Source organism: Lacticaseibacillus suihuaensis (genome assembly GCF_054785075.1).
This window is the reverse complement of record NZ_BAAGBJ010000013.1, coordinates 37,893-62,464: the sequence shown is the minus strand read 5'-3', so window position 1 is coordinate 62,464 and position 24,572 is coordinate 37,893. Positions and strand designations below refer to the sequence as shown.

At 62.2% G+C, this 24,572-nt stretch carries 22 protein-coding genes and 1 tRNA gene; 6 read left to right on the top strand and 17 right to left on the bottom strand.

All coding sequences use genetic code 11. From position 1 onward, the window contains the following. Positions 1-31: 31 nt before the first annotated feature. The 3 genes from ACYVRZ_RS10900 to nrdF all read right to left on the bottom strand — a co-directional run bounded on the left by ACYVRZ_RS10900 (position 32) and on the right by nrdF (position 2,923). Positions 32-904, bottom strand: a complete 873-nt coding sequence (locus ACYVRZ_RS10900; RefSeq protein ID WP_461226822.1) for a hypothetical protein — start codon at positions 902-904, stop codon at positions 32-34. Between the two features lie 538 nt (positions 905-1,442). Continuing rightward, entirely contained in the window at positions 1,443-1,928 is a 486-nt protein-coding gene (locus ACYVRZ_RS10895) for a class Ib ribonucleoside-diphosphate reductase assembly flavoprotein NrdI (protein ID WP_461226821.1), read from the bottom strand. After that, positions 1,925-2,923, bottom strand: a complete 999-nt coding sequence (gene nrdF, locus ACYVRZ_RS10890; RefSeq protein WP_262316137.1) for a class 1b ribonucleoside-diphosphate reductase subunit beta — start codon at positions 2,921-2,923, stop codon at positions 1,925-1,927. Before nrdF ends, ACYVRZ_RS10895 begins: the two co-directional genes overlap by 4 nt. Before the next feature lie 155 nt (positions 2,924-3,078). On the opposite strand from nrdF, the gene nrdE reads away from it, so the two are divergent. After that, positions 3,079-5,250: a class 1b ribonucleoside-diphosphate reductase subunit alpha gene (gene nrdE / locus ACYVRZ_RS10885; protein WP_461226818.1), complete on the top strand. Its 2,172-nt coding sequence runs from the start codon at positions 3,079-3,081 to the stop codon at positions 5,248-5,250. 57 nt (positions 5,251-5,307) lie between these two features. Here the strand turns inward: nrdE and ACYVRZ_RS10880 are convergent, their stop codons facing one another. The 5 genes from ACYVRZ_RS10880 to ACYVRZ_RS10860 all read right to left on the bottom strand — a co-directional run bounded on the left by ACYVRZ_RS10880 (position 5,308) and on the right by ACYVRZ_RS10860 (position 12,690). Next, positions 5,308-6,480: a GGDEF domain-containing protein gene (locus ACYVRZ_RS10880; protein ID WP_461226816.1), complete on the bottom strand. Its 1,173-nt coding sequence runs from the start codon at positions 6,478-6,480 to the stop codon at positions 5,308-5,310. 20 nt (positions 6,481-6,500) lie between these two features. After that, entirely contained in the window at positions 6,501-8,249 is a 1,749-nt protein-coding gene (locus ACYVRZ_RS10875) for a GGDEF domain-containing protein (RefSeq protein WP_461226814.1), read from the bottom strand. 409 nt (positions 8,250-8,658) lie between these two features. Beyond that, positions 8,659-9,318, bottom strand: a complete 660-nt coding sequence (locus ACYVRZ_RS10870; RefSeq protein WP_461226812.1) for an EAL domain-containing protein — start codon at positions 9,316-9,318, stop codon at positions 8,659-8,661. 164 nt (positions 9,319-9,482) lie between these two features. Next, a complete protein-coding gene (locus tag ACYVRZ_RS10865; protein WP_461226810.1) occupies positions 9,483-10,175 on the bottom strand; it encodes an EAL domain-containing protein in 693 nt (230 codons plus the stop codon). Between the two features lie 184 nt (positions 10,176-10,359). Beyond that, the gene (locus tag ACYVRZ_RS10860; protein WP_461226808.1) at positions 10,360-12,690 is read right to left on the bottom strand and encodes an ABC transporter ATP-binding protein/permease; all 2,331 of its coding nucleotides are present in this window, start codon (positions 12,688-12,690) and stop codon (positions 10,360-10,362) included. A 136-nt stretch (positions 12,691-12,826) separates the two neighbouring features. On the opposite strand from ACYVRZ_RS10860, the gene ACYVRZ_RS10855 reads away from it, so the two are divergent. Further along, a complete protein-coding gene (locus ACYVRZ_RS10855) occupies positions 12,827-13,306 on the top strand; it encodes a MarR family winged helix-turn-helix transcriptional regulator (RefSeq protein WP_461226806.1) in 480 nt (159 codons plus the stop codon). Between the two features lie 354 nt (positions 13,307-13,660). Here ACYVRZ_RS10855 and ACYVRZ_RS10850 read toward each other — a convergent pair whose 3' ends face one another. From ACYVRZ_RS10850 to ACYVRZ_RS10830, 5 genes are all read right to left on the bottom strand, one after another. Further along, complete coding sequence (locus tag ACYVRZ_RS10850; RefSeq protein WP_461226804.1) at positions 13,661-14,347, bottom strand: hypothetical protein; 687 nt, start codon at positions 14,345-14,347, stop codon at positions 13,661-13,663. A 219-nt stretch (positions 14,348-14,566) separates the two neighbouring features. Next, positions 14,567-14,640, bottom strand: a tRNA-Arg gene (locus ACYVRZ_RS10845). Between the two features lie 285 nt (positions 14,641-14,925). After that, a complete protein-coding gene (locus ACYVRZ_RS10840) occupies positions 14,926-15,351 on the bottom strand; it encodes a DUF3284 domain-containing protein (RefSeq protein ID WP_262316148.1) in 426 nt (141 codons plus the stop codon). Positions 15,352-15,439: 88 nt separating this feature from the next. After that, complete coding sequence (locus tag ACYVRZ_RS10835) at positions 15,440-16,747, bottom strand: DEAD/DEAH box helicase (protein WP_461226802.1); 1,308 nt, start codon at positions 16,745-16,747, stop codon at positions 15,440-15,442. 9 nt (positions 16,748-16,756) lie between these two features. Next, entirely contained in the window at positions 16,757-17,737 is a 981-nt protein-coding gene (locus ACYVRZ_RS10830) for a Gfo/Idh/MocA family protein (protein WP_461226849.1), read from the bottom strand. A 120-nt stretch (positions 17,738-17,857) separates the two neighbouring features. Here ACYVRZ_RS10830 and ACYVRZ_RS10825 point away from each other — a divergent pair, with 120 nt between their 5' ends. After that, entirely contained in the window at positions 17,858-18,226 is a 369-nt protein-coding gene (locus tag ACYVRZ_RS10825; RefSeq protein ID WP_461226801.1) for a DUF4828 domain-containing protein, read from the top strand. Positions 18,227-18,395: 169 nt separating this feature from the next. Here the strand turns inward: ACYVRZ_RS10825 and ACYVRZ_RS10820 are convergent, their stop codons facing one another. After that, entirely contained in the window at positions 18,396-18,752 is a 357-nt protein-coding gene (locus tag ACYVRZ_RS10820; RefSeq protein ID WP_461226799.1) for a YxeA family protein, read from the bottom strand. Between the two features lie 130 nt (positions 18,753-18,882). Here ACYVRZ_RS10820 and ACYVRZ_RS10815 point away from each other — a divergent pair, with 130 nt between their 5' ends. Continuing rightward, positions 18,883-19,230, top strand: a complete 348-nt coding sequence (locus tag ACYVRZ_RS10815; protein ID WP_461226797.1) for an acetyl-CoA carboxylase — start codon at positions 18,883-18,885, stop codon at positions 19,228-19,230. A 58-nt stretch (positions 19,231-19,288) separates the two neighbouring features. On the opposite strand, the gene ACYVRZ_RS10810 is transcribed toward ACYVRZ_RS10815, so the two are convergent. The 3 genes from ACYVRZ_RS10810 to ACYVRZ_RS10800 form a co-directional block, all read right to left on the bottom strand. Then, positions 19,289-20,959: an ABC transporter permease gene (locus ACYVRZ_RS10810; RefSeq protein WP_461226795.1), complete on the bottom strand. Its 1,671-nt coding sequence runs from the start codon at positions 20,957-20,959 to the stop codon at positions 19,289-19,291. Further along, positions 20,952-21,737, bottom strand: a complete 786-nt coding sequence (locus ACYVRZ_RS10805) for an ABC transporter ATP-binding protein (protein WP_461226793.1) — start codon at positions 21,735-21,737, stop codon at positions 20,952-20,954. Before ACYVRZ_RS10805 ends, ACYVRZ_RS10810 begins: the two co-directional genes overlap by 8 nt. A gap of 739 nt (positions 21,738-22,476) precedes the next feature. Next, complete coding sequence (locus tag ACYVRZ_RS10800) at positions 22,477-23,202, bottom strand: GH25 family lysozyme (RefSeq protein ID WP_461226791.1); 726 nt, start codon at positions 23,200-23,202, stop codon at positions 22,477-22,479. Between the two features lie 165 nt (positions 23,203-23,367). Here ACYVRZ_RS10800 and ACYVRZ_RS10795 point away from each other — a divergent pair, with 165 nt between their 5' ends. Together ACYVRZ_RS10795 and ACYVRZ_RS10790 are read left to right on the top strand one after the other, a co-directional pair. Continuing rightward, positions 23,368-23,556, top strand: a complete 189-nt coding sequence (locus ACYVRZ_RS10795) for a hypothetical protein (RefSeq protein WP_262316155.1) — start codon at positions 23,368-23,370, stop codon at positions 23,554-23,556. 35 nt (positions 23,557-23,591) lie between these two features. Beyond that, entirely contained in the window at positions 23,592-24,509 is a 918-nt protein-coding gene (locus ACYVRZ_RS10790) for an SPFH domain-containing protein (protein WP_461226788.1), read from the top strand. The last annotated feature ends 63 nt before the right edge of the window (positions 24,510-24,572 follow it).

Sequence of the window (24,572 nt, the reverse complement as noted above, 5' to 3'; positions counted from 1 at the left end):
AAAAAGCCCCGGCAAGGCCGAGGCGGTAAGTCTAGTTAGCATAGTAAATGTTCAAAGGTGGCACCGCCTGGCCGTTCGGGACGCAGGTCTGAAACGAGATGCCACCAATCGCACGTTTTTGCGCGAGCATGTTGGTGACGCTGGCCTGGTTGTTGGCCACGCTGTAGCTAATCTTGCGGACGTGGTAGACATGGCCGTTGACGCTAACCGCGGAGCCGATGCCGACACCGGCCAAGTAGGCATGCGCGGCACCGGTGTACTCGATCAGGTAGTGGTTGGCCACGGCGGTCCACTGGTAGACGTAGCCGTCGCCCGGTACCTGGCCGACACCGCTGAAGGCGCGAATACCAAAGCTGCGACCGCCAACCGTGAACCCGGTTGCGGCAGCCGGCGCCGCAGTGCGGCGAACCGGCGTTGCCCGGCGCGTGACGGTCGCGGTGCGGTGTGCAGGCGCCGCGGTCGCCGTCGTTTGGGTGGTTGTCCGCGCAGGCGCGGCCTGCGTGTGCGTTGCAGTCGATGCGGCCTGCTTCGTGGTGCTTGAAGCCGGCGCGGTCGCGGAGGTCGCCGTGACCGGCGCCTTAGTCTCAGTCGCTGCGGTCGCCTTGGCCGCTGTGGTCGCCGCCTGCTGACTTGCAGCAGGCGCCTTCGCGTCTTGGGCGGCCTTGGTCTGATCCGTCGCCTTGGCAGAGGCGGCGGCCGCCTTGTGTTCAGCCGACGTTGTCTTGGTCTGGCTGACCGGCTTGGCCGCAGTCGTCTCGTGCGAACGCTGAACAGAGACGGCCGAAACGTGCGTCGGCGTGGCTTCCGCGGCGGTTTCGTTGGAGGTCAAGGCAAAGACGACCCCACTTGCGACAACCAAAGTCGTCACGGTAGCAGTCAACACACGAACAAAAGATTTATTCAAAAAGATAGTTCCCCCATAATTCTTTCACTGACAAAAGTTGGTAATCCTCCTCGCACTGCCCCAAGCAGCCGAAGCCGATCCCACAGTGCAGGTGCGGGATCATCGCTTGCCCCAGTTCCCACGCCGGGCCAAGCGGGTGACAGTCACACAGCGAACGGCCGCTCAAAGCCAGCCGCCATGTAACTTTCATGTTGTAACTATAACAGCTTCCAAAGCCTGTTGCAAATCGCACCGGACGCCGCTTCGCCTTGAGGCCGCTTACTTTAATTCGTTCACGGGGGTAATCATTAATTCAAAACCCGCGTTTGGCGGCCGAATGTCCGGCCTCACCCCCTTGCGCCGCCGCAGCCATAAGCTTTATCATCGCCACGCCGCCGTTTATATTTTTTCGAAAAATATTTTTTGAATTTAATGTCTTGTCACAGCTTGGCAGCCGCCACCGGTGGGTGCCAGATCATTTAATCGCAAGTATTTTAGGCTTTTTTTCAATTTGGCCGACAAAAAAGGACCGCTGCCTCGCAGTGGTCCTGCTGTTGACTTAACGCACCAGCGCCCGTTTGACCCCGCGTTGCGCGAAGTCGGTCTGGTATTTGCACAAGGCGGTATAGATGCGATCGGCCTCTTCATCGTTGCCGCGCAACTCGAACAACCCGATCACCGGCGACTTGAAGCGCCGGGCGTAGTGCTTGGCGGTCAGGCCGAATTGGGCGTTGAAGTTGCGGTTGCCGGAACCCACGATGCCCAGGATGTTCGCCGGATCCGCCTGGTCCAGCTCGTCGCGAAAGTCCAGGGTCATCACCTCACGCACCCCGTTGTTGATGCCGTCACCGCCGTCCAGGTAGGTCGGCACCATCGCAAAGAACGGGTGGTCCATGATGTCCGAGTTCAGCGCCTCCGTGTACTCAACGGCGTGAATCTCGGGCTGGTCGGCGTCGGCCTGGTGAACCTTTTGCGCATAGGCCACCAGCCGCTTGACAAAGGCACGGGTGTTGCCGGAAATCGACACGTAAAACAGATTGATCACTGGTTGTCACCGTCCTTGGGGTCGGCGATCACGTCGATATTGTAGTCGTCATCGCTCATCGCCTCGACTTGCCCCAGCAGGTAGCCGTTGCCGACCTGGGAGAAGAAGTCGTGGTTGGAGGTGGTGGTGTTGATGCCGTTCATGATGATCGGGTTGACGTCGCTGGCCGTGGTCGGGAACAACCCGTCTTTGCCCAGGTTCATCAGGGCCTTGTTGGCGTTGTACTCGACGAAGGTCATCACCTCTTGGGTCCAGCCGACCTGGTCGTAGCACAGACCCGCGTACTTCTGCTCGTTTTCGTACAGCTTGTACAGCAGGTCGTAGGCCCAGTCGTCTTGCTTTTGCTTCTCGGCGGCACTCAACTGGTTGTAGCCGATCTGGTACTTGTAGCCGATGTAGGTGCCGTGAACGGACTCGTCGCGCAGGATCAGCTTGATGATCTCGGCGACGTTGTTGAGCTTGTTGTTGCCCAGGTAGTACAGCGGCGTGTAGAAGCCGGAGTAAAACAGGCAGGTTTCCAAGAAAACGTTGGCGACCTTCTTGTGGAGCGGATCCGGATCGTTGCGGTACAAGTCCACGATCCACTTGGCCTTGTTTTGGAGGTACTCCTCGGAGTCTGACCACTTGAAAATCTCATCGATTTCGCTTTGCGTGTTCAGCGTGGAGAAGATCGTCGAGTAGGACTTGGCGTGGACGCTTTCCATGAACTGAATGTTGTTGAGCACGGCCTTTTCGTGCGGCGTGATGGCGCCTTGGGTCAACGCCCGCATGCCGTCTTGGCTTTGCACCGTGTCCAGCAGGGTCAGGCCGCCGAAGACGTGGCCGACGACCCACTGGTGAACGTCGTCCAGCTCGCGCCAGTCGTCCATGTCGTTGGACACGGGAACGCGGGTGTCCAGCCAAAACTGCTCGGTGAGCTTCTCCCAGGTCGCCTTGTCGACATCGTCGCTCACGCGGTCCCAGTTAATTGCCTGGTAATTGTCGGTGAATGTCATGTTTAACTCCCTCTGCGTGCCGGCCGCGCGGCTGACACGCACGCAATTGGTTTCAATATGTAGGTCATCAATTGACCGCAACCACAATATACAGTATTATACCGTTATCGGCAAGTTATAAAACGCCGCCCACCCGGCGAAAAAGGAGCACGCACATGGGACTCAAAGACATCGACCCAGAGCAGGTCACTTACTTCAAATTAAACAACGAGATCAACATTCCCGTCAACGGGCAGATTCCCCTGAACAAGGATAAGGAGGCCCTGGCCGCCTTCTTCAAGGAGAACGTCGAACCCAACACCATGCAATTCTCGAGCCTGGCCGCGCGGCTGAATTACCTGACGACGCACGACTACTATGAACAAGGCTTCTTGGCCAAGTACAGCCAGGCGTTCATGGATCAGCTCAACGACAAGCTGCAGCACGCCGGCTTTGCCTTTCAGTCCTTCATGGCGGCCTACAAGTTCTACGCCCAGTACGCGCTGAAAACCGACGACAACCAGCAGTACCTCGAGAATTTCCCCGACCGGGTCTTCGCCAACGCCTTGTTCTTTGGCGACGGTGACGAGCAGCTGGCCGAGACGCTGGCCGACGAAATGATTCACCAGCGCTACCAGCCGGCCACCCCGTCCTTTTTGAACGCCGGACGGGCCCGGCGCGGCGAGCTGGTGTCCTGTTTCCTCCTTCAGATTACCGACGACATGAACGCGATCGGCCGCGCCGTCAACTCCGCGCTTGAGCTGTCCCGCATCGGCGGCGGCGTCGGCATCACCTTGTCCAACTTGCGCGAGGCCGGCGCCCCGATCAAGGGCATCGAAGGCGCCGCCAGCGGCGTTTTGCCGGTGATGAAGCTGCTTGAAGACAGCTTCTCTTACTCCAACCAGCTGGGCCAGCGTCAAGGCGCCGGGGTCGTCTACCTCAACGTGTTCCACCCGGACATCATTTCCTTCCTCGGGGCCAAGAAGGAAAACGCCGACGAGAAGTACCGGGTCAAGACCCTGAGCCTGGGCACCATCGTTCCGGACAAGTTCTACGAGCTGGTGCGCGAAGACCGCGACATGTACCTGTTCTCCCCTTACTCCGTCGAGCGCGAGTACGGCCAGCCGTTCTCCTACCTAGACATCACCAAGGAGTACGATAACCTGGTCGCCAACCCGCGGATCAAAAAGACCAAGATTCGCGCCCGCGACCTTGAAACCGAAATCTCCAAGCTGCAGCAGGAATCCGGCTACCCGTACATCCTCAACGTCGACACGGCCAACGCCGCCTCGCCGATCAAGGGCAAGATCATCATGAGCAACCTGTGCTCCGAGATCATGCAGGTGCAGACGCCAAGCCTGTTGAACAACCGTCAGGAATACGACGTCATGGGTACCGACGTCTCGTGCAACCTGGGGTCGACCAACATTCCCAACTTGATGAAAAGCCCCGACTTCGAGCGCTCGGTCGACGCGATGGTTCGCGCCTTGACCTTCGTCACCGACCACTCCGAAATCGACGTGGTCCCAAGCGTTCAAAACGGCAACGACTTGGCCCACAGCATCGGCCTTGGCGCCATGGGCCTGCACACCTACTTCGCCAAGCACCACATGCACTACGGCTCGCCCGAGTCGTTGGACTTCACCAACCAGTACTTCCTGCTGCTGAACTACTACACGCTCAAGGCCTCCAACAAGATTGCCAAGGAGCGCGGCCAGGTGTTTGACAACTTCGCGGCCTCCAAGTACGCCGATGGCACCTACTTTGACAAGTACCTGAACCGGGACTGGGCGCCGAAGTTCCCTGAGGTGGCCGAACAATTCGCAGGCATTCACCTGCCGACCAAGGCCGACTGGCAGGCCCTCAAGGAAGCCGTGATGAAAGACGGCCTGTACCACCAAAACCGCATGGCGGTGGCGCCGAACGGCTCGATTTCCTACATCAACGACACCAGCTCCAGCCTCCACCCGATCGTCAACCGCATCGAGGACCGCCAGGAGAAGACCATCGGCACCATTTACTACCCGGCCAGCGGCCTGGCCAACGACACCCTGCCGTACTACCAAAGCGCCTACGACACCAACATGTGCAAGGTGATCGACGTTTACGCCGCGGCCCAGCAGCACGTCGACCAGGGCATGTCGATGACCCTGTTCATGCGCTCGACCATCCCCGCCGGCATTTACCCGTGGAAGGCCGGCCGCACCGATAAGATGACCACGCGTGACCTGAACATCCTGCGCAACTACGCTCACGCCAAGGGCATCAAGTCGATCTACTACATCCGCACGTTCACGGATGACGCCGACGAAATCGGCGCCAACGCGTGTGAAAGCTGCTCCATCTGACCCTGCAAAAACCCCGCTCGCGACGCTGCGAGCGGGGTTTTTGGCGTTGCGGCCGCGTCAGTCATCGGCGTCTGTGTCTGGCAGCGGGGTGCCGCGCAGGTTGATCGCGTTGCGGCCGGCGCGTTTGGCCTCGTACAGGAACTGATCGACGCGGTTGTAAATATCCAGGTAGTTGCGATCCTCCGCCGTGATGCGCTCTTGGCCGATGGAGACGGTGAGGCCAAAGTCGTCGCCGGCTGCGGTGAAGCGCAGGGCCCCGATTCGCGCCTTGAGGTCCCGGGCGATGGCCGCCGCGCGAGCGCGGTCCTCGGTCACGTCCCGCAGCACCAAGCAAAACTCCTCGCCGCCCATGCGGTAAACCGCGCTTGAATACTCAAGCCCGGCCGCCACCTGCAAAATCTCCGCGGCCACGCGCTTGAGCACGGTGTTGCCGACCAGGTGGCCGTAGGTGTCGTTGATGGCCTTGAAGCGGTCAAGGTCCAGCTCGTACACGGCGAATTTGGCACCGGTCGCCTGGTAGCGTCCGTACAAGGCGGCGAGGTCTTGATTGAACGTGCCAAAGTTCCGCACGCCGGTCAGCTGGTCGCGGGTGGCCTCGCGCTGGTAGTGGTCCATCGCCTGCCGCCTTGCGACCACCATGCGTGCGTACTCGTAGACGAAGGTGAACTCAAGCGCAAGCGCCAGCAGCTGCCGCACCCAAAACCACACATCCGTGGCCGTGGGTACCATCTGCCAAGCCACGACCATCGCCGTGGCGCCAAACCCCACCATCAGCGGGTACACCAGGCCGCGGCGGTGCCACCAGCTGCGGCCAAAGCGGGTCAGCCCCCACATGATGGCAACGGCCAAGGCGATGCCGCCGACCGTCACCGGCGTGAAGCGCGTGGCGATGCCGCCGAAGTAGCCGATCAGCATGAGGGAGGTGAAGCCGGCGACAACGCGCCGGTTCATCAAGAGGTTAAAGATGAACGCCGCCACCACCAGCAGGTTCAGGTAGGTCCAGTGCAGCCCAAACGGCGCAGAGTCGTAGTGCGTGTTGACCACCGACATCGCAAATAGGTAGGCCAGGTAGGCCACCGCCAGCAGCAGCTGACTCGTCGCCCGCGGGCCACGGCCGAAACCATGCAGCACGTCGCCCAGCCAGTACAAGAGCGCCAAAACGCCGTAAAACACGGTGATGTTGGTGATCAGCGTCAAAACAAACGTTAGTAACAACCATGATGTGGTCATGTGTGATCCTATTCCGCCGCTCAGCTGAAGCGCGGCAACGCCGGGCGATCGAAGTAGTACCCGCTGGCGAGGCGGCCGCCACGCGCCGTGCCAAAGGCCGCGGCGGCCGCCGCAGTCTCAATACCGGTGGCCACCAGCTCGCACCCCTTGGCCCGAGCGCTTGCAATCAGGCGGTGGCGCTCGCTGGGCCCAAAGGCGGCGGCAAACCCCGCGTCATCGACCCACAGCGCGGCCAGCCCTAGGTGAAGCGCCGCCGGCACCGCGGCCGGCTCGCACACCGCCCCCACCCGAAAACCGGCGGCCTGAAGCGCGGCCCAAGCCCTGGCCTCGGGCAACGCAGTTAGGCGCAGCTCGGGCCGCGGCAGCGTTGGATGCGCCGCGACATGGGCCTCCAGGGCGGCCAACACGGCCGGTGCCGCCAGATTGCTGGCGGCGCTGACGGTCACCACCACCGGGGTCGCACTCGCGCAGGTGGCCGCAAAGGCGAGCTGGTTGGCCAGCGGCACGGGCTCGGGCAGCGGCAGCCAGCGCTCGACGTCATAGGCGTAACGCCCCACCTCAATCACACTGGCCACCCGACGCGCTTCGGCGGTGACGTCCACCACCCCTTGCGTGTAGAACGTGTAGGTCTCAATCGGTGGCCGCTTCGCCCGCCGCTCGGTTTGCCCATCCACGGTCACCGTGTCGCGGCCGGCGTGCTTGCTTTGGTACAGCGAGTCGTCGGCCCTGGCGAACAGCGCATCGACGCTTTGGTCCGCCGCCTGCAGGCTGGCGACGCCGATGGACAGACTCAGCCGCACATCGGCGGCCTCGACCCGAAACGCGCGGCCTCGCACGGTGGCCCAGCAGGTGGTCGCAAGCGTCGCGGCGACCGGTGCGGCGGCGCCAGGCAGCAGCACGTTGAACTCCTCGCCGCCGGTGCGGTACAGCGTGAAGTCGCCCAAGACGCCGCGCAGCGCTTCGGCCACCCCGGCCAAAAGCGCATTGCCGGCCAGGTGGCCGTAGTGATCGTTGAGCTGCTTGAAGTGGTCAAGATCAATGGCCATCATCGCCAGCGGCTGCCCCGTGGCCTGGGCGTGGTCGAACGCCGCTACCAAGTCGCGCTGAAAGGTCGCGTAGTTCTTGGCGTTGGTCAGCGCATCGTAGGTCGCCTGCCTGGCGTTTTCCGCGCTGATGCGACGAAACAGGCGGTTGCGACGCAGTGCCACGCCGGTCGCCACCACCGTCAGGGAATACAGCCCAAGCCCGACCCCAAGCTCGGTGACCCGCCGCGCCGGCAGCAGCAAAAACGGCCAGTACACAAGCCCCACCACGGAAAACGCCAGGATGTGCCGCGCCACGTGGTAGCGAATCGCGTGGCCCAACCGCCGCACCACGGCCAGCCACAAGACGATCAGCCCGGCGGCAAGCCAAAAAGCCGGCCCCTGAAGGTTACTGGCGTGGTGGTAGGCCAGCATCGCCAGCAAGGCGGCGGCGCGAAGCCCAAATTCGGCGCTAGAGGTCCCTTCGTCCAGCGTGATGAAGACCAAGATGAACAAGGCCATGTTGTGAAACATCAAGGCGCGGTCAACGCTGACCGTGCTGACCAGGTACAAGGCCGCGGCCAAGGCGATGGCGGCAAGCGCCACCCCCCACCGCCGAAGCGGCTGGCTTTCGGCCAGCAGGTGCTGCCAGTAGGCCGTGTAGCTGGCGACAAAGCCGGTGGCAAAAAACAGCGTGACCCCGGCCGCGGCACCAAGCGACCAAACTTCTCCCCAAATCGTCTGCATGAACGCTCCCCCAAGCTCACCGCGGCAGTGCCGCGGAAGTTACCATTAGCGTACGCGACTTGCGCAGGCGATACAAGCACAACACGCAAAAAGGCCATCAAAAAGATGGCCAGATGTCAGGATAACGGTCAACTCCCTTGCGGGCTGCACAGTTGACCTTGTCGGCTTGGGGAGCCGAGATTAATGTCAGTGAGTGGCACCGGCAATTTGGGGGAGAGCCGGCGCAACCGTTTCAAGAGCAAAAAAACCCGCCGCAACGGGGAAGTTCCCTTGCGTACGGGTCGTCCTTTCCTGCCAACAGGGCTTGCGGAAAGGTGAGCAGTTTTTCGTCTTGAATACAGGAACTAGAATACCATCCAGGCCGTCCTTATGCAACCCTTTGCCAACTTTTTTTCAAAAAACCGATTGGTCAACCGATCACCATCAGCTCTGGCCGCCCGTAATGGTAGCCCTGCAGCACATCGGGGTGGTAGGCCTCGATTAGCGTCAGATCGCTGTCGTCCTCCAGTCCCTCGATGGCAAACAGCTTGCCATCCTTGGTCGCGCGTTGCCGCCAGGTCGCAAGCAGGGCCTGGGTGGCCGGCGCCGTTTTTTGGCCCGGGAAGTTCTGCAAGGCGAACTTGTACTCGCTGGTGTAAGGCATCAAGGCGGAGACCAGCACGTCTTGATTGGCGCCGGTGCCGACATCGTCGAGCACCACCCGAATGCCGGCGGCGACGTAGGCATCCGCCGCCGTCTGCAGCGCCGCCAGCGTGATGCCCTCCTGCGCCTCGGTCAGCTCGACGAACAGGTTCATGTGCCGGAAGGCCTGAACCCGCCGCAGCGCCTGAATGAAGGCGTCATCAACGAACTGGGTCTGGCTGAGGTTGAACGACACCAGGTCCAGCGTGACCGGCATCGCCGCCAGCGTCTGCGCGAGCAACCGGGCGATGTCGTCGGGCGGGTAGCTGTTGAAATCCGCCGGCAGCTGCCAGCGGCCGCGCGTGAACTCCCGCAACAGCAGCTCGTAGCCGATTTTGACCAACGGCGCCGAATTCTTGTACTTGGGTTGACCGAAATACCTGAGCATCGTGTTCCCTCCCGAAACCAAAATGACCCGCACGCATCTGGTATGCGAACGGGTCGTGCTGCCGATGGCAGTTGAGCAAGTCTATCGATTACCTATAATCTACCACGCCAGCTGCTGGCGGTCAACGCCGACGCGCGGGACCAGCATCGAGGGCGTGAGGACACTCACCGCCGCGTTCGCACCACCCGCGGCACCGCCGGCGTCGGCTCGCCCAGGTAGTGGCCCTGAAGCTGTGCCTTTGGCCACGCCGCACGCATTGCCGCGAGGTCGCCGGCAGACTCGACGCCCTCGATCACAAGCGTCACCCCCGCCGTCGCCGCGCGTTGGGCCCAAAACGTCAGGCGATCCAGCACGTCGGCCGGTGCAAGCACCGGTTGCAGGTCCTGCAGCGCAACCTTGTAGGCGCTGGCGAAAGGCGTCAACCCCTCCACCAGCCCGGGCAGATTCTGCCCGGCCCCGACATCGTCGACCACCACGGCCACGCCGCTTGCGGCGAAGCGCTGCGCCGCGCCGATCAGCTCGCGATTGGGCACTAACGCGTCGCGCTTGGACGTCAGCTCGACTTGAAGCTGCGGCCTGCAGCCGGCGTTCAGCGCCGCCACCGCCGCGGTGAACGCTGGGCGAACGAACTGGCGCGGGTGCAGGTTGAGACTCAGGCTGGGCGTGGTCGCCCCAAGCGTTCGGATCGCCGCCTGCGTCAAGGCCACCAGCTGGTCCGGTGACATCGCCTCGACGTTGAGCGGCAGCTCCCACGCCCCGCCGTAGCGCGTGCGGGCCAAAAGCTCGTAGCCGGCGAGCCGGGGCCGGTCTCCTGCCCAGGCAAAAATCGGTTGCTTAAAAAACGTCATGGTTGGCATGCGAGTTCCCCCAAACGCGCGTGAGCAAAACGGTGACAGGTCTACCTGTACGGTATCAGTCAGCGGCGGGTTTTTCAATCACAATCTTCGAACAACCAGACAAGCGACCGCCTTTGCCCAGCCCGACCACGCAAAAGCGCCGCCGCCTCCTGTCAGACAGAAGGTTGCGGCGCCAGTTGGCGCGTTATTCGGCTCGCAGCGCGATTGCCGCGTCCTTTTTGGCCGCCATCCGGGCCGGCACATGGCCGCCGAGAATGGTCAACACCGTGCTGATCAAGACCAGCACAATCGCGTGAACCGGATTGAGCACCGCCACGCCCGAAAGGCTGGTGACGCTCAACAGCACCGCGTTAATCGGGAAGGTCAACGCCCAGGCGACGAAGATCCCGAACACCCCGGCCCCAAAGCCCAGAATCAGGGTCTCGGCGTCGAACACCCGGGTGATGTCCTTCTTGCGGGCCCCCAGCGCCTTGAGCACCCCGATTTCCTTGGTTCGCTCCAAGACACTGGTGTAGGTGATGATGGCGATCATGATCATCGAGGTCACCAGGCTGATGCCGGCAAAGGCCACCAGCACGTAGGTGATCGCATCCATCAGGCCACCGGTCATGTCGGACACTGTGCCGGCGAGGTCGGTGTAGATCACGCGGTCGGCCTTGGCCTTACCCTTGTTGTACTTGTCCAGGTAGGTCAAAACCTTGTCCTTGAGCTTGAAGGTCGTCGGGTAAATCTGAATCGAGGTCGGCGTGTCACTGCCGCCGAGCGTGGTCACCAGCGCCGTTTTGGTCGCGGCGTCCATGCTTTGGCCCGTGATCACGTTGGTCGAAGCGGCCTTTTGCGCCGTCACGATGGCCGAGTCGGCGTTGGTGGCCAAAACCTGCTTGGTCAAGGCCGCGCTGTAGGCGATGCCGCTGGCCAAGAGACCGTCGGAGTTCTTCGACTTCACCCGGATGATGCCGCTGACGGTCAACGTCTTGGTGCCGCTGGCCCCGGCCGCCTTGGAAAGGTCTTGCGTCGGCATGTAGGTGCCGGTCGGGAGCTTTTGGTAGTAGTCGTCGTTGGCCACCAGCTTGATTTTGGTGCCGACAAGGGCGTTGAAATTCAGTTTTTGGTTCTCGCTGACGTCAAAGCCCAGGTTCTTCAGTGCGTTGATGTCCACCGTGTTGTCCTTGTTGATCACCAGCACGATGTCCGTCGCCTTGGTCGGGTACTTGCCGGCGATCACCTTGTAGTAGGTCTTCAGGAAGCTTTGGCCGCCGTTGCGGTCGATCGGGTAGACGGTGCCGCCGATGCCGGTCGAGGCCGCCATCATCGCCTGGGCGTTGATGGTTTTGCTGTCCGGGTTGGTGGTGGAGAAGGTCACGCTTTGGTACTTGCCGTTGACCTGGCGCAGCAGGTTCATGCCGGTGCCGTAAGTGACCGCGATGTTTTTGGCGTCGGCCTTGGGCAGCTTGTTGATGTAGTTCAGATAGCTGGCGGTCAGCTTGTTGACGTGCTGCGCCTTTTCGGCATCCGACTTGGCCGCCGTGACGGTTTTGGTCTTGGCGAAGGTCTTGGTCTTGGTGCCGGTCATCATCGCGGAGGTGTCGGTGCCGGTTTGCGAAATCGTCACCGGCATCGAGGCCATCGCCTCGCTTTGGGTCTTGTTGATCTGCTTTTGGAAGCCGTTGGACAGGGCCAAGACCACCGCGATGCCGATGATACCGATGCTTGAGGCGAACACGGTCAAAAACGTGCGGCCCTTCTTGGTGCGAATGTTGTTGAAGGACAGGCGCAGCGCCGTGAAGTAGCTCATCTTGGTGTGGTTGAGCTTGAACTGGTCGGTTTTTTCGTGCTCGACGTGCGGGTTGGAGTCGTGCTCGATTTTGCCATCCGCGAACTCGATCACCCGGTCGGCGTACTTGTGGGCCAGCTCCGGGTTGTGGGTGACCATGATGACCAACCGCTCGCGCGACAGGTCCTTGATCAGCTTCATGATCTCCTCGGAGGTCTCGGAGTCAAGCGCCCCGGTCGGCTCGTCGGCCAGCAAAATCTCGGGGTCGTTGGCAATCGCCCGGGCGATCGCCACCCGCTGCATCTGGCCGCCGGACAGCTGCTGGGGGTTTTTGTGCATGTGAGCCTTGAGTCCGACGCGAATCAGCGCATCCTCGGCCCGGCGCTTCTTCTCCGCCGCGGGAACGCCGGACAGGGTCATCCCCATCTCGACGTTTTCCATGATCGACAGGTGGGAAATCAGGTTGTAGGACTGGAAAATGAAGCCGACCGAGTTGTTGCGGTAAGCGTCCCAATCGGCGTCCTTGAAGTCCTTGGTCGACTTGCCCTTGATCAGCAGGTCGCCTGAGTCGTAGCGGTCCAGGCCGCCGATAATGTTGAGCATCGTGGTTTTGCCGGAGCCACTGGGACCCAGGATGGCCACGAACTCCTGCTGACGAAAGGCCACGGACACGTCGTCTTGCGCCTTGGTCAGGGTGTCGCCGACGTGGTAGTACTTCTTGATGTGTTTGAGTTCGAGCACGGTCTACACTTCTTTCTTCGCGAATCTGGGTGGGTATGCGTTCATGTTACTTGTACAGTTAACAAAAGTCAACTGTTGATGATTGATAATTATTAGCGGCCATGCTACACTGTTGGGAGTTAAAGGAGCTGACGCATTGAAACCCGATCACCGATTCTCGGACACCGCGCTGTTCGCCAACCTGTTCACCACCCTGGCCCAGGCCGTGATTCAAAGCCTCTCGCAGACCCCGCTGGGCCTCAGCGAGCTCGAGCTGATCACCGTCATCACCGTGTACAGCCGGCCCGGCATCACCATGTCGGAGCTGGCCCACGAGCTGGGGATCTCGGCCCCGCAGCTGTCTCGCACCGTCGGCCAGCTCGAAGCCCACGACCTGGTGCGGCGCGAGCACAACCAGACCAACCGGCGCAAGGTTAATGTGATGCGAACCGCGGCCGGCAAGGCGCTGGCCGAAAGCCAAATGACCCTGGTTCAGGCCAAGCTGGCCGAGCGGCTGGCCGGGCTGTCACCAGCCGAGCACACGGCCTTAGCCGATCACCTGGAGGCGACCATCGCGCTTTTGGCCAAGGTCGGCCTGGTGCAGCTACCGCCACCGGACGACGCGACAGACAACTAACGCATTGTCGCACAACCCGGCCCCCCTGCAATCAGACCAAAGGCCGATTGTGACAGTCCGTCACACACAGCGACCCCCTGCATCCTTTGCGCGATGCAGGGGGTCATTTGGGCTGTGCCGCCACGCAGCGGTCCTTTGGTCGACCGGGGTGCGGCAGGCGCGGTGAGCGGCCGCTTCGCAAGACGCGCGGCTAGCCACCGGCGAACTGCCTGACACTTGCCTGAGTGAGGTCGGTTCGCCGCCTTAACTTAAGCCTAACCGATTGACGCGCTGCAAGGCAAGGCAGACGCCTCGGGCAACCGGCGGCGCCACCACCAGAAACGCGCCGCGAGACACCTCACGCGCAGACCCCAGTCAGCGTCGCGAAAACCCCGCGGTCAGCAGGCTCAACCCGGTGCTGAGCGCGACCACCACGCCGCCGGCCACCACCAGCAGCCCGTTGAGCCGCTTCCAGACCACGAGCCCCGCCGGCCAGCACCAGGCCAGCGCCGCAAACACCACCAGCAGCAGCGCCACTGCGGCCGGCGTTCCGCGCAGCAGCTGGCGCAGATCCGCCACGGACAGCACCGCCCCCAGGCTCAGCACCAGGCTCATCAGGACCCAGGCGCCGACACCGAGCCAGTTCGGGGCGAGCGTCGATTGGCTGACTGCGTTCCAGGCGACGTGCGGCCACCACACCGCCTTGCCGACCAGCAAAATTGCACATGAGCTGGTCCACACCGGGGCCCCCGCCGCCAGAAACAGCCCGAGGTGCTGCCACCACGACCGCGGCCGCAGCCGGAAGGTCACGTGCCCGGCCGTCTCGCCCCGGGCTCGCAGCGAGAATTCCGCGATGTGAAGCCCAAACAACGCCCCGACCAGCGCATGGGTGGTTTCGTGCCACCACAGCCCCGGCTTGGCCCACCAGACATGGGCGCTGTCGCGCTGCGCCAGGTTCACCAGCCGCTGCAGCGTCGCGTGGTTGAGGCCGGTGAGCACGGCAGCCAAGCCGCACCACAGCACCAGCGTGGCGCCGGCCGTCGTCATCAGATTCATTAACATGCGTCTGCTCCTTTCGCTGGGCCATGGGTGACCGCCAGAATGGAGCCACCGCGGCCGCCAAGCGTCACCGCCCCAGCCCTGCAAGTCACCCGCTCGGCCTACACCGCCAGTGTAAGGCCAGGGTTTGACGATTGTCACCTTATTCGGCGCATCTGAGGTGAAACATAACCTTAACTCAAAAAGCGGATCACACCGGGCATTGGTGTGATCCGTTTCAGATGCGACAGGGGGGACTCGAACCCTCTACCTATGGTTTAGGAAACCATTGCTCTATCCAGGTGAGCTACTATCGCGAACCCAACCATTATAAATGTTTTGGCGGGTCAACGCAATCGCCAAAACGGCCGGCGCTGCCCCACCGCTTCGTGGCCCGGCCGCGGTCGGCGGGTCAATCACCACCCGCAATGCGCGACAAAAAAACAGCCCGGACTCAACGTTACCGTAAGTCCGGACCGCTCCTATGGCGTCAAACGCTAGACATGCAAAGACACCATATCCGATGCACCGCAATATGCCGGTTGCCGTGCAACTTAAATATACCACCGATTGGCGTGGCGCGAAAGTTTTTTTTCAGAAAGTTACGCGCCGGCCTGGTACTGCTGGGCCATCGTGTCCAGCATGTACTGGATGCGACGCTTGCGGCGGTGGCCCAAGAAGATCATCACCAGCATCTGGTTCCACTCGCGCATTTTATCCGCGTAAAGCGTGTTTTCGTGGTAGGTCACCTTGGTCTCGTTGTCCTGCGTTTCCTGCAGGTCGTACTCGACGTAGTAGGTGCCGCGGCCGATTCTGGTCTCGAAGGCGTAGGCGCGATTCTTGTCGGCCTTGGTGATCTTGACGCGACCGCGGCCGTTCTTGCCCATTTTTTTCTGATACTCGTAGCCGTTCAAGGCGCCAGGCGCCAGGCTGTTACCGGTTGACTGCTTGATGTCGTAAAGCACCGAATCGATGATGGTTTGGTAAATGTAGCTGGCCGGTGCGTTGACCGTGCGTTGCAATTCCATGCGTAACCTCCCTCTGTGGTGCTGCCACCACCGGCCTCTGATGAGACCGCTTTATTCTAGTGTACCCGTTTGAATTGGTGGGAACAAGTCAGCGCGGCTTGCGCTTGCCCTTGTTCTTTTGGTCACGGGCTCGCGCCTTCTTGTGCGGCTTGCGAACCGGGGCCGCCTCCTCCCGCTTGCTGGCAGCCGACTGCGCCTTGGCCACGGGCCGAACGGGCCGAGCCGGCGCGGCGGCGGGACCGGCCGCGGCACTGGTGGCGGCACCGGACGCCCCTGCCGCACTGTCGCGCGGTGGAGGCGTTAAGCTGAGCTTGCCGTCGACCAAAAAGGCGCGGCGAATGTCGTACTGCGGCACCAGGTGGCGCAGGTTGCGCTTGTCGTGGTCATCGCCGATGGTGACCACGGTGCCGGGCTCGCCCATGCGACCGGTGCGGCCGGCGCGGTGGATGTAGGCCTCCTTGCGCGTCGGCGTCTGGTAGTTGATCACCGCCGGGAGCTTCGGGATGTCCAGGCCGCGCCCGGCCATGTCGGTGACCAACAGCAGCGTCAGGCGGCCCTTGCGAAAATCGGTCAGCGCCTTGGCGCGGTTGGCCGCCCGGTCCGTTTTGGACAGCACGGCAAACTTAATCTGCTGGTGCGACAAGGTCCGGGCGACTTTTTCCATCACCGCGTTTTGGTTGAAAAACACCAGCGCCTGGAACTTGTCCAGATGCGCGAGGTGGCGCAGCCAGGTCTCGCGATGCGCGTTGTCCGTCTGCACGAACAGGTGCCGCACCACGCCTTGGGTGTGGTCGATGGCGCGAACGTCGATCACCCGCACGTCTTGACCGAACCACTTGGCGAGGTCTTCAAACATCGGGCTCGGCGTGGCGGAGAAAAAGGCCAGCTGCACGTCACTTGGGGCCTCCATCGCGAGGTCTCGTACCTGCCCCAGCCCGGGGTCGCGCAGCAGCTCGTCGGCCTCGTCGACCACCAGCGTCGACAGCGTGTGCAGCCGCACCTTGCCGGCCGCCACCAGCTCAAGCAGCCGCCCGGCCGTCGCCACGATCACCTCGGGCTTTTTTTTCAGCTGCTCCAGCTGACGCTTGACGTTGGCGGAGCCGGTGACCGCCACAATCGACAGGTCGACCGCCGCGGCGTAGGGCCGCAGCACGTCGCGCGTCTGCACGGCCAGCTCCTGGGACGGGGCCAGAATCACAATCTGAACGCCGGCTTGCGGCATCGCTTTTTCAAGCAGCGGCAGGCCGAACGCCAGGGTCTTGCCCGAGCCGGTCGGCGCCAGGCCGACAATGGATTCGTCCTCACGCAGGGGTTGGGCCACCGCCTGCTGAATCGGCGTTTCTTCTTTGAAGCCGGCCTGCTGCCACAGGGTCTGAAACGGGGTTGCAATCGTCATAATTTGCCTCTATTCTGGGTCGTTCGTGAAGTGAATGTCGCCGCTTTGGCGCAGCTGCGCCATCACGCGGTGAACCTTGGTCGCAAGCGCCATCGCCGAGCGGGCCCGATTCGTGTCGCCTTGTTCGATGATCTCAGCGAAGGCGCGGGCCTCGTCTTGCATCGGGTTTTGGGCCTTGGCCACCGTCAGGTCCTGGCTGGTGCTGCCGGTTTGCAGCGCGACGCGGTTCAGCTCGCCCGGCGAGTCGAAGACCAGCGTCTGCTTGCCGGAATAAATCTCGCTAGGCGCGGTGCTGTTGTAGGTTTTGCCGGTGACCAGCGTCACGTCAAAGTCCGGGTAGGCCAGCCGCGCGATGCCGGCGCCGTCGATGCCGTTGGCCAGCTTGCGCGGCAGGTACTGGGCCGCCTTGGGCTCACCGAACCACGCGACGGCGGCGTAGACCAAGTAGACGCCCAGGTCCATCAGCGCCCCACCGGCAAAGGCCGGGGCAAAAATGTTGGGGTTCTCCCCGGCCAGGTAAGCGTCGTAGCGCGAGCTGTACTTGGCGTAGCTCAGGCTGGCGCCGCTGATCGGGTGGCTGGCCACGAAGTCTTGAATCACCGCGAAGTTGGGGTCGTAGACGTGCCGTGCCGCCTCGAACACGAAGACGCCGGGATGCGCCGCCTGGGCCGCTTGAATCGCCGCCAACTCGCCGACGCTTGTGACCATCGGCTTTTCGACGATCACGTGCTTGCCGGCCGCCACCGCCTGAAGCGTCTGCGTCGGGTGCAGGCTGTTGGGGCTGGCGATGTACACGACGTCCAGGTCGCTGGCCAAAAACGCGGCGAGGTCGGTGAAGGCCGTGGCCGGCGCCGTCTTGTCGATGAACGCCGTGGCGGTGGCGAGGTGTCGCGAGTACACGGCCGCCAGCGTGTAGGCCCCGGTGGCCTGCGCCGCGGCGACGAACTGGGCCGAAATCCAATTGGTGCCGATAACTCCTAGCTTCATAATTGCCTCCTGCGTGGTTTTACTTCATTGTAACAGGCCTGCAATGAAATTGCAGTGCAACTGATGACCGGTTCTGGCATGCGCGTGTTATGATGGACCTATAACTTGGAGGAGGCGTTCGGGATGGCATTTCACCAACCACATCTATTGATCGGCTTGCTGCGCCTGGTGGGCAAGGGTGGCCCCAAAACGCAGCCGGCAAACCCGGTTTTGCAACTCGCCCACCAGTACACGGGCAAGTTCGCCTTTCTTGACGAGCAGACCAACAAGACCCACCAGCTGGCCGTCGACCCCGACCTGACGATCAAAATCGACGGTCGCGCCCTACCCGGCCAGGTCACCGGTATCACCACCGAGAAGCTGACCTTCCTCGATCACTACGGCTACTCGTTGGTCATCACCTCGGGGCCGACCGGACCGGCCACCGTGTACGACGAGGCCGAAGACGCGACCTACCAGGTGATCGACCCCAATGCCGACCCCCAGTCCTAATTGAACTCGCGCAGCCCCGCGACGACCACCATGTGATCGCCGCGGGGCTGCTGTTGTCTGTGCTGTTGTCTGTGCTGTTGTCTGTGCTGTTGTTTGCGCTGTTGTTTGCGCTGTTGTCTGCGCTGTTGTCTGCGCTGTTGGCTGCCGCGTCACCGACCGCCGGCCCTCCTCACGGCAGCTTGGCCAAGGCGGCCTGGGGAACCTGGTCGGCCGCCACCGCCGTCCAGCGGGTCACCCCTTTTTTGTCATTCACCGTCAGGCGCAGGTAGGCCCCCTGGCGCAGCGGCCGGGACTTGTTGCCGTTGAAGGTGATGGTTTTGGCCGCCCCATCCTTGGTGTAGGCGAGCTGCCGGTAGCGGTAGTCGGTCCAAGTCGCCCCGTCGTCGGCGCGTTGCACGATTTTTTGGCCGGTGGTCACCACCTTCGTGTAGTACGTGGTGCCGCCGTAGCTGGTCACCTCGATGAACTTGTAGCCGCCAAAGGCCAGGGCCACCAGGACCACCAGGCCAATCAGGAGTTTTCTCATCTGCCTCACCTCTTCTTCATTGTGCCATCACGAAGGCCGCGGCGCCAGAGCTTGGCGGCAGATTGAACGAACGCTTTTGTCACCTTGCGTAAGGGAACGTTTGTTCGTATAATGGGAATGAGGTGAGGACATGAGTACCCAACAAGACATCAAGCTGATTAACGAACGCATCGACGCGCTGTTCACCCGGGCCCCGAAGACCCGCTACTGGCTGACGGCGGTGCATAACCCCTACGACCACGAGTTCAGCTTCTTTTTTTGGCAGCAGCGCCGCGGCGAGCGGCAAAAATCGCTGCCGCTGCACAGCCTAGAAACCGAGGACATCGATGTGTTCGCGGCGGTGATCGCAGGCATCAAGGCCCACACCAAGCTGACCATCGACTACTATGGCTTCACCAAGGAGCGTTGGCCGGCCACCGGCGACTTGATCGAGCGGCGCCCCCGCGACATCGAGACCAACGCCGGGCTGCCTTTTTGACCACACCAAAAACGCGGCGAGGCCCAATGGGTCCCGCCGCGTTGTGGCCTGGCGCAGGTCAGCCGCGCAGCAACAAGTCGTAGTGAATGCCTTGCGGATAGGCCCGCCACAGCAGCCAGCCGACCAAGGCGAACACCACGGCCAACCCCAGGTCGAACCAGACGGTGAAAAGCAGCCCCCCGGCCACGACAATCGCCATCATGATGATCATCCCGACTAGCACCGCGCCGACGCCAACGATGCCGTTGGTCGCCCCTTTTTGCGCGGTGAACTCGCCTGAAAACGGCAGGGTGCGGCCGACAATCATGCGGCCGAACAAGAGCGCAAACATCCAGGTCATCGCCACCGTCAATACCCCGGCCGTCAGCGCGTGAACGCCGGTGAACGGCACGAAGACCACCAGCCACAACAGCTCAAAGGGCAAGATCAGCTTGGCAAACAGCGCGGTGATCACGCCGCGCAGCAGTAGCCCGTGCGTGGCGAACGGCACGGTGCGAAAGATGCCCATCGCCTCGGGTTGGTGTGAAAACGACAGGTTGACGATCGCCGTTGGCAGCGCGATCACCAGCCCGATGCCCAGGTACGGCAGAAAGTGCAGGATGGCCAGGTGGCCGGACCCGCGCAACAACCCCGCCCCCAGGATCACCGGAATCATGAAGCCGTAAGCCAGCTGCGGGTAGACGCGCAGCTTGAAGTCGCGCTCGTATTGCATCATGCGCCACCCCAGGGTGAAGTACGTGGCCTCGGCACCGCGGGTGGTCAACAGCCGCCTGGTGGTGGTGAACCACCAGGAGTGCTTGCGGTTTTGATTCGAGCTTTGTTCAAGTTTTTCAAGCGACTGCTCGAACTGCGCCGCGTGGCTGAAGTAGGCCGCGACCAAGGCGGCGGTGACCCCCACCGCCAGGCCGGTCAGCACGAAGCTGACGGGCTTGAACACGCCGTCAAACAGCAGCGCTGGCCCGGCGAACCACACCGGGGCGGCCGGCACGTACCACCACAAGAGGCGCGTCGGCATCGCCAGGTCGATTTTGGCCATGGTGTCGACGCCGACCAGGTTGGGCAGCTGGCTGGCCGCGTACATCAAGACGATTAGCCCGATCTGCACGACGTTCAAAATGTTGCGCAGCCGCTCGCCGTCAAAAAAGCGCAGCACCAGCAGGTACAAAAACAGCGACAAGACAAAGGCGAACACGGCCAGCATCACCGCGCCAAGCGCGGATCCGACCAACACCAGCGGCCCGTGCTGCAGCGTCAGCACCACCAGGCTTGGCACCGCCAGCGCCACCAGCGTCACCGCCAAGAAGAACACGACCACCGCCAGCCGCGCGGCGTTGAGCGTCCGGTCGGCCACCCCCCGCACCGCAAAGATGCGCCGGTCCCGCGGATCTAAGATCAGGCTGGAGTAGCCCGACAGCATTTGAAGGAAAAACATCACAAACAGCGTGGTGTAAAACGCGGTCAGCTGGGTCATCAGGGGCAACGGCAAAAACAGCGTGACGCCGATCACCAACCCGATCAGCAGGTTCAACAAGAAAGTGTTGCGCAGCCCGTGATCCGGCGCGTCCGCCTTCTTCTTGCGGTAGGACACGCCGATGCCGCTTTTGCTGCGGGCGGCCAGCTTGAACTTGGCCGAGACAATCAGCGAAAACTGTTCAAAGTCGACGCCGCTTGCCTTAAGCGGCTTGCGCAGGGCGGTCAAAAAGCCCAATCCGCGTGGCAGCTCACTCATGGCCGACCCCTCCCGTCACGATGTCGACGAAGGCCTTGGCCTTTTCGCCGTGCTCGGCAAAGCCGGTCAGCTCGTTGAACAGCTCCTGCAGGTTGGTGTCGGCGCCGTTGGTGATCGAACTGAAGGTCCCATCCGCCTGCACCTGCCCGTCGTTGAGCAGGATGATGCGATCGGAGAGCTTTTGCACCACGTCCATGATGTGACTGGAGTAAAAAATCGTCTTGCCGCGGTTGCGCAGCTCGACCAAGATCTCCTCGATCACCAGCACCGTGTTGGCGTCCAGCCCGTTGAGCGGCTCGTCCCAAAACAAGACGTCCGGGTCGTGCAGCAGACTGGCGATGATCAACACCAGCTGGCGCATCCCCTTGGAATACGCGGTGATGCGCCGATCAAGCGCCGGGGCCAAGCCGACGATGCCGGCCAAGGCCACCGCCTTGTCCTCTGCGGCCTGCTCGCTCAGCCCGTACAGCTGGCCGATCAAGGTCAGGTACTCCCGCGCGGTCAAGGCGTCGAACACGTCGGCGCTTTCCGGCACGTAGCCGATGTGCTGCTTGTAGCTGGGGTCGTCCGGCCGCACCGGCTGACCCATCAGCTCGATGGTGCCGGCGTCTTGGGTCAACAGGCCCAGGATAATTTTGACCGTCGTGCTTTTGCCCGCGCCGTTGGGACCGATGTAGCCGACAATGGTGCCGGGTTCGATCGAAAACGAAACGTCCTTGAGTACCTGCTTGGCGCCGAATGATTTTTGAACATTGGTCAATGCAATCGCAACTGCCATGGTGTGCCTCCCTTTGCGGTCATCCCGCGGATACGCCAACTATACCCTAATTGGGGTCAAGCGCAAGCGCGAGGCTTGTGTTCGATTCCACAAGGCAGTATACCCGCGGCTTAGTACTTTGTAAAGCAAAGTATGCGACCACCATCAGCTCCAACGCGCAAAAAAAACGCACCAAATCCGGCGCGGGGAAGCCCCGAACCGGACCTGGTGCGTTGGGTGGTGCCGCCAGCCAGTCGCTGGTGGCCGGACCGCGACGTCCCTCGCAAGCTTGGCGACGGGCCCACGGTGGGCGGGATGCCAGGCCAGTGGCGCGTGACGGTCGGCCAACCACAACTGACCGAATACTGCCGGTGGTACAAGGACGCGGCCTGTTGCCGGCACACACCACCCGGAACCGCCGGGCGACTTGCGGTGTGAGCGTGCTGGCCGGTGCGCGTGCCGGCCGTCTCTTGCGTCCGCAGCTAACTCCGAGGAGTAGGACGCAAGGCGTGCGGCGACCGGGTGGAGAATCCGCTACCCTTAATGATTCCCGTCGGCGACTCGGCGGGTTCCGCTAATTCCATCAATGGAAGGGCTGGTGAAGCCTGGTCTGGGTGAGGCGACGTGGCGCTTGCCACCGGATCGTCTGCCGAAGTCCGCGGATTGCATCGACAACGCGTTTGCCGAACCGCAGACCGAGATGTCCATCTGAGACTAGCGTAACAGCTGCCAATCTGGGCGTCAATTTTGAAGCTCACAATCAGCGCTGAGCGGCAAATTCCTGCTTCGTGCCCAAAAACGACACCGCGGAAAGCGCCTGGTCGCCGACGCTCAAGCTGCCTTGCTGCCAGTATTGGGCCTGCTTGGGGCGGCTGCCACCGATGGCCAACCGGGGCCCCGGCACCGCCGCCACGGCCCTCAGCACCCGGGGGCTTGCCATCACCAGGCAGGTTTTGCCGGTGGCGGCCTTGATCAGCGCGATGAAGCGCGTCAGGTCGGCGACCAGCTTCGCCTTGGCCGGCGGCTGGGCGGCGTAATCCCCGTAGTAGGTCAGGTAGACGCCGATCGGCAAGCTCCCCCAGTCGCGCTTGGTTTGCTTGAGAAACTGCTGGGCCTGGGCCTCAGGCGACGAGTCGAAGCTGAAGTAGTGGTAGACGCCGATGCGCAACTGGGCGCCGACGCTTCTGTCGTAATTGACGGTAAAGGCGTCGTCGAAGTAGCTGGCGCCTTGCGTGGCCTTGAGGTAGGCGAAGCCGACCCCGGCGTCTTGCAGCGCCGCAAAGTCCTGGTAGCCATCGTCGGCGTCAAGCATCACCCCTTGCACCGAGCCGCCTTGCGCCTGGTGGGTTGGCCAATGCCGCACCCCCCACCAGGCGCCAAGGCCCACAAGCAGCAAGGCGACTAGGATCAGACTGCCGCGGATGCGGCGGTGTTTTTTATCGTATGTGTCTGCGTAGATCGGTCGCTTGCCTGCGATTGCGCTCACCTCCGTCATTATTATACCGAATATCTCGGCGGCCGAAAGGCGGAATCAAAATCAGCCTCGGGACCGATTATCCTGCGCGGCCAGGGGTTATCATTGTCTCATCCTCGAGTAAGCCTTATCATGGAGTTAGCGCGTGGTAGAATTCAAGTGCCGGGAGGTGGGGACATGCTAGATGAGCGTTTGATCGGTGACACGTTCACCCTGCCCGAGACGGGCGACGTCGTGTGTCTGTACGGCATTCACTACCACTACCTAGTCCTCGATGGGTCGCGCCCCGGTGACTTGGTGGTCATCGTGGGGGTGACCCCGCTGGCGTTGCGGGTTCGCAACGCCGAGCGGGACTTGCAGTACTGAGGTGCGGGGCGACCCGCAAATAAGGAGGAGTTACTATGGGACAGATTATTTTGTGGACGGTTGTTGGCATCGTTGTGGTCATCGCCGTCGTCATGTTACTGAGCAGTGTGGCCATCATTCACACCGGTGAAGTCGGCATCGTTGAACGCTTGGGGAAGTATGTTCAAACGCTGCAGCCGGGCTTTCACGTCGTGCCACCGATCATCTACCGCATCACCGAAATCGTCAACATGAAGCAGATTCCGCTGAAGGTCGACGAGCAGGAAGTGATCACCAAGGATAACGTCGTGGTGCGGATTTCCGAGACCTTGAAGTACCACATCACCGACGTCAACGCGTACGTTTACCAAAACAAGGACTCCGTTTTGTCCATGGTCCAAGACACCCGCGCCAACCTGCGCGGCATCATCGGCAACATGGACCTGAACGACGTCTTGAACGGCACCGAAACCATCAACCAGACCCTGTTCCAGCAGATCGCCGCCACCACCGCCGGCTACGGGCTGAACGTGGACCGCGTCAACATCGATTCCATCCAGGTCGACAAGACCATCCAAGAGTCGATGAACAAGCTGCTGCGGGCGTCGCGTGAGAAGGAAGCCAACATCATGGAGGCCGAGGGGCTCAAGCAAAGCGCGATTGCCAAGGCCGAAGGTGAAAAGCAGGCCGACATCCTGCAGGCCGAAGCCAACAAGCAGACCCAGATTCTCGAGGCCCAGGGCCGCGCGGAATCCCAACGCCTGATCGCCGAGGCGGTCAAGGACCAGATCAATTCGATCAACGCCGGGCTGGCCAAGGACGGCGACATGTACCTGAAGTACAAGAACGTCGAGGCCTTGGAAGCTCTGGCCAAGGGCACGGCCAACACCGTGGTGATGCCAAGCACCGCCGTCGACTCGCTGGGCCAGATTCCAGCGGTCGGTCAGGTTCTGACCGCCGCTACCAAGAAGTAACACCCCTGACAGGACCGCGCGTGGCGCGGCCCTGTTTTTGGTCGCCCCCACGGCTTGGCCAAC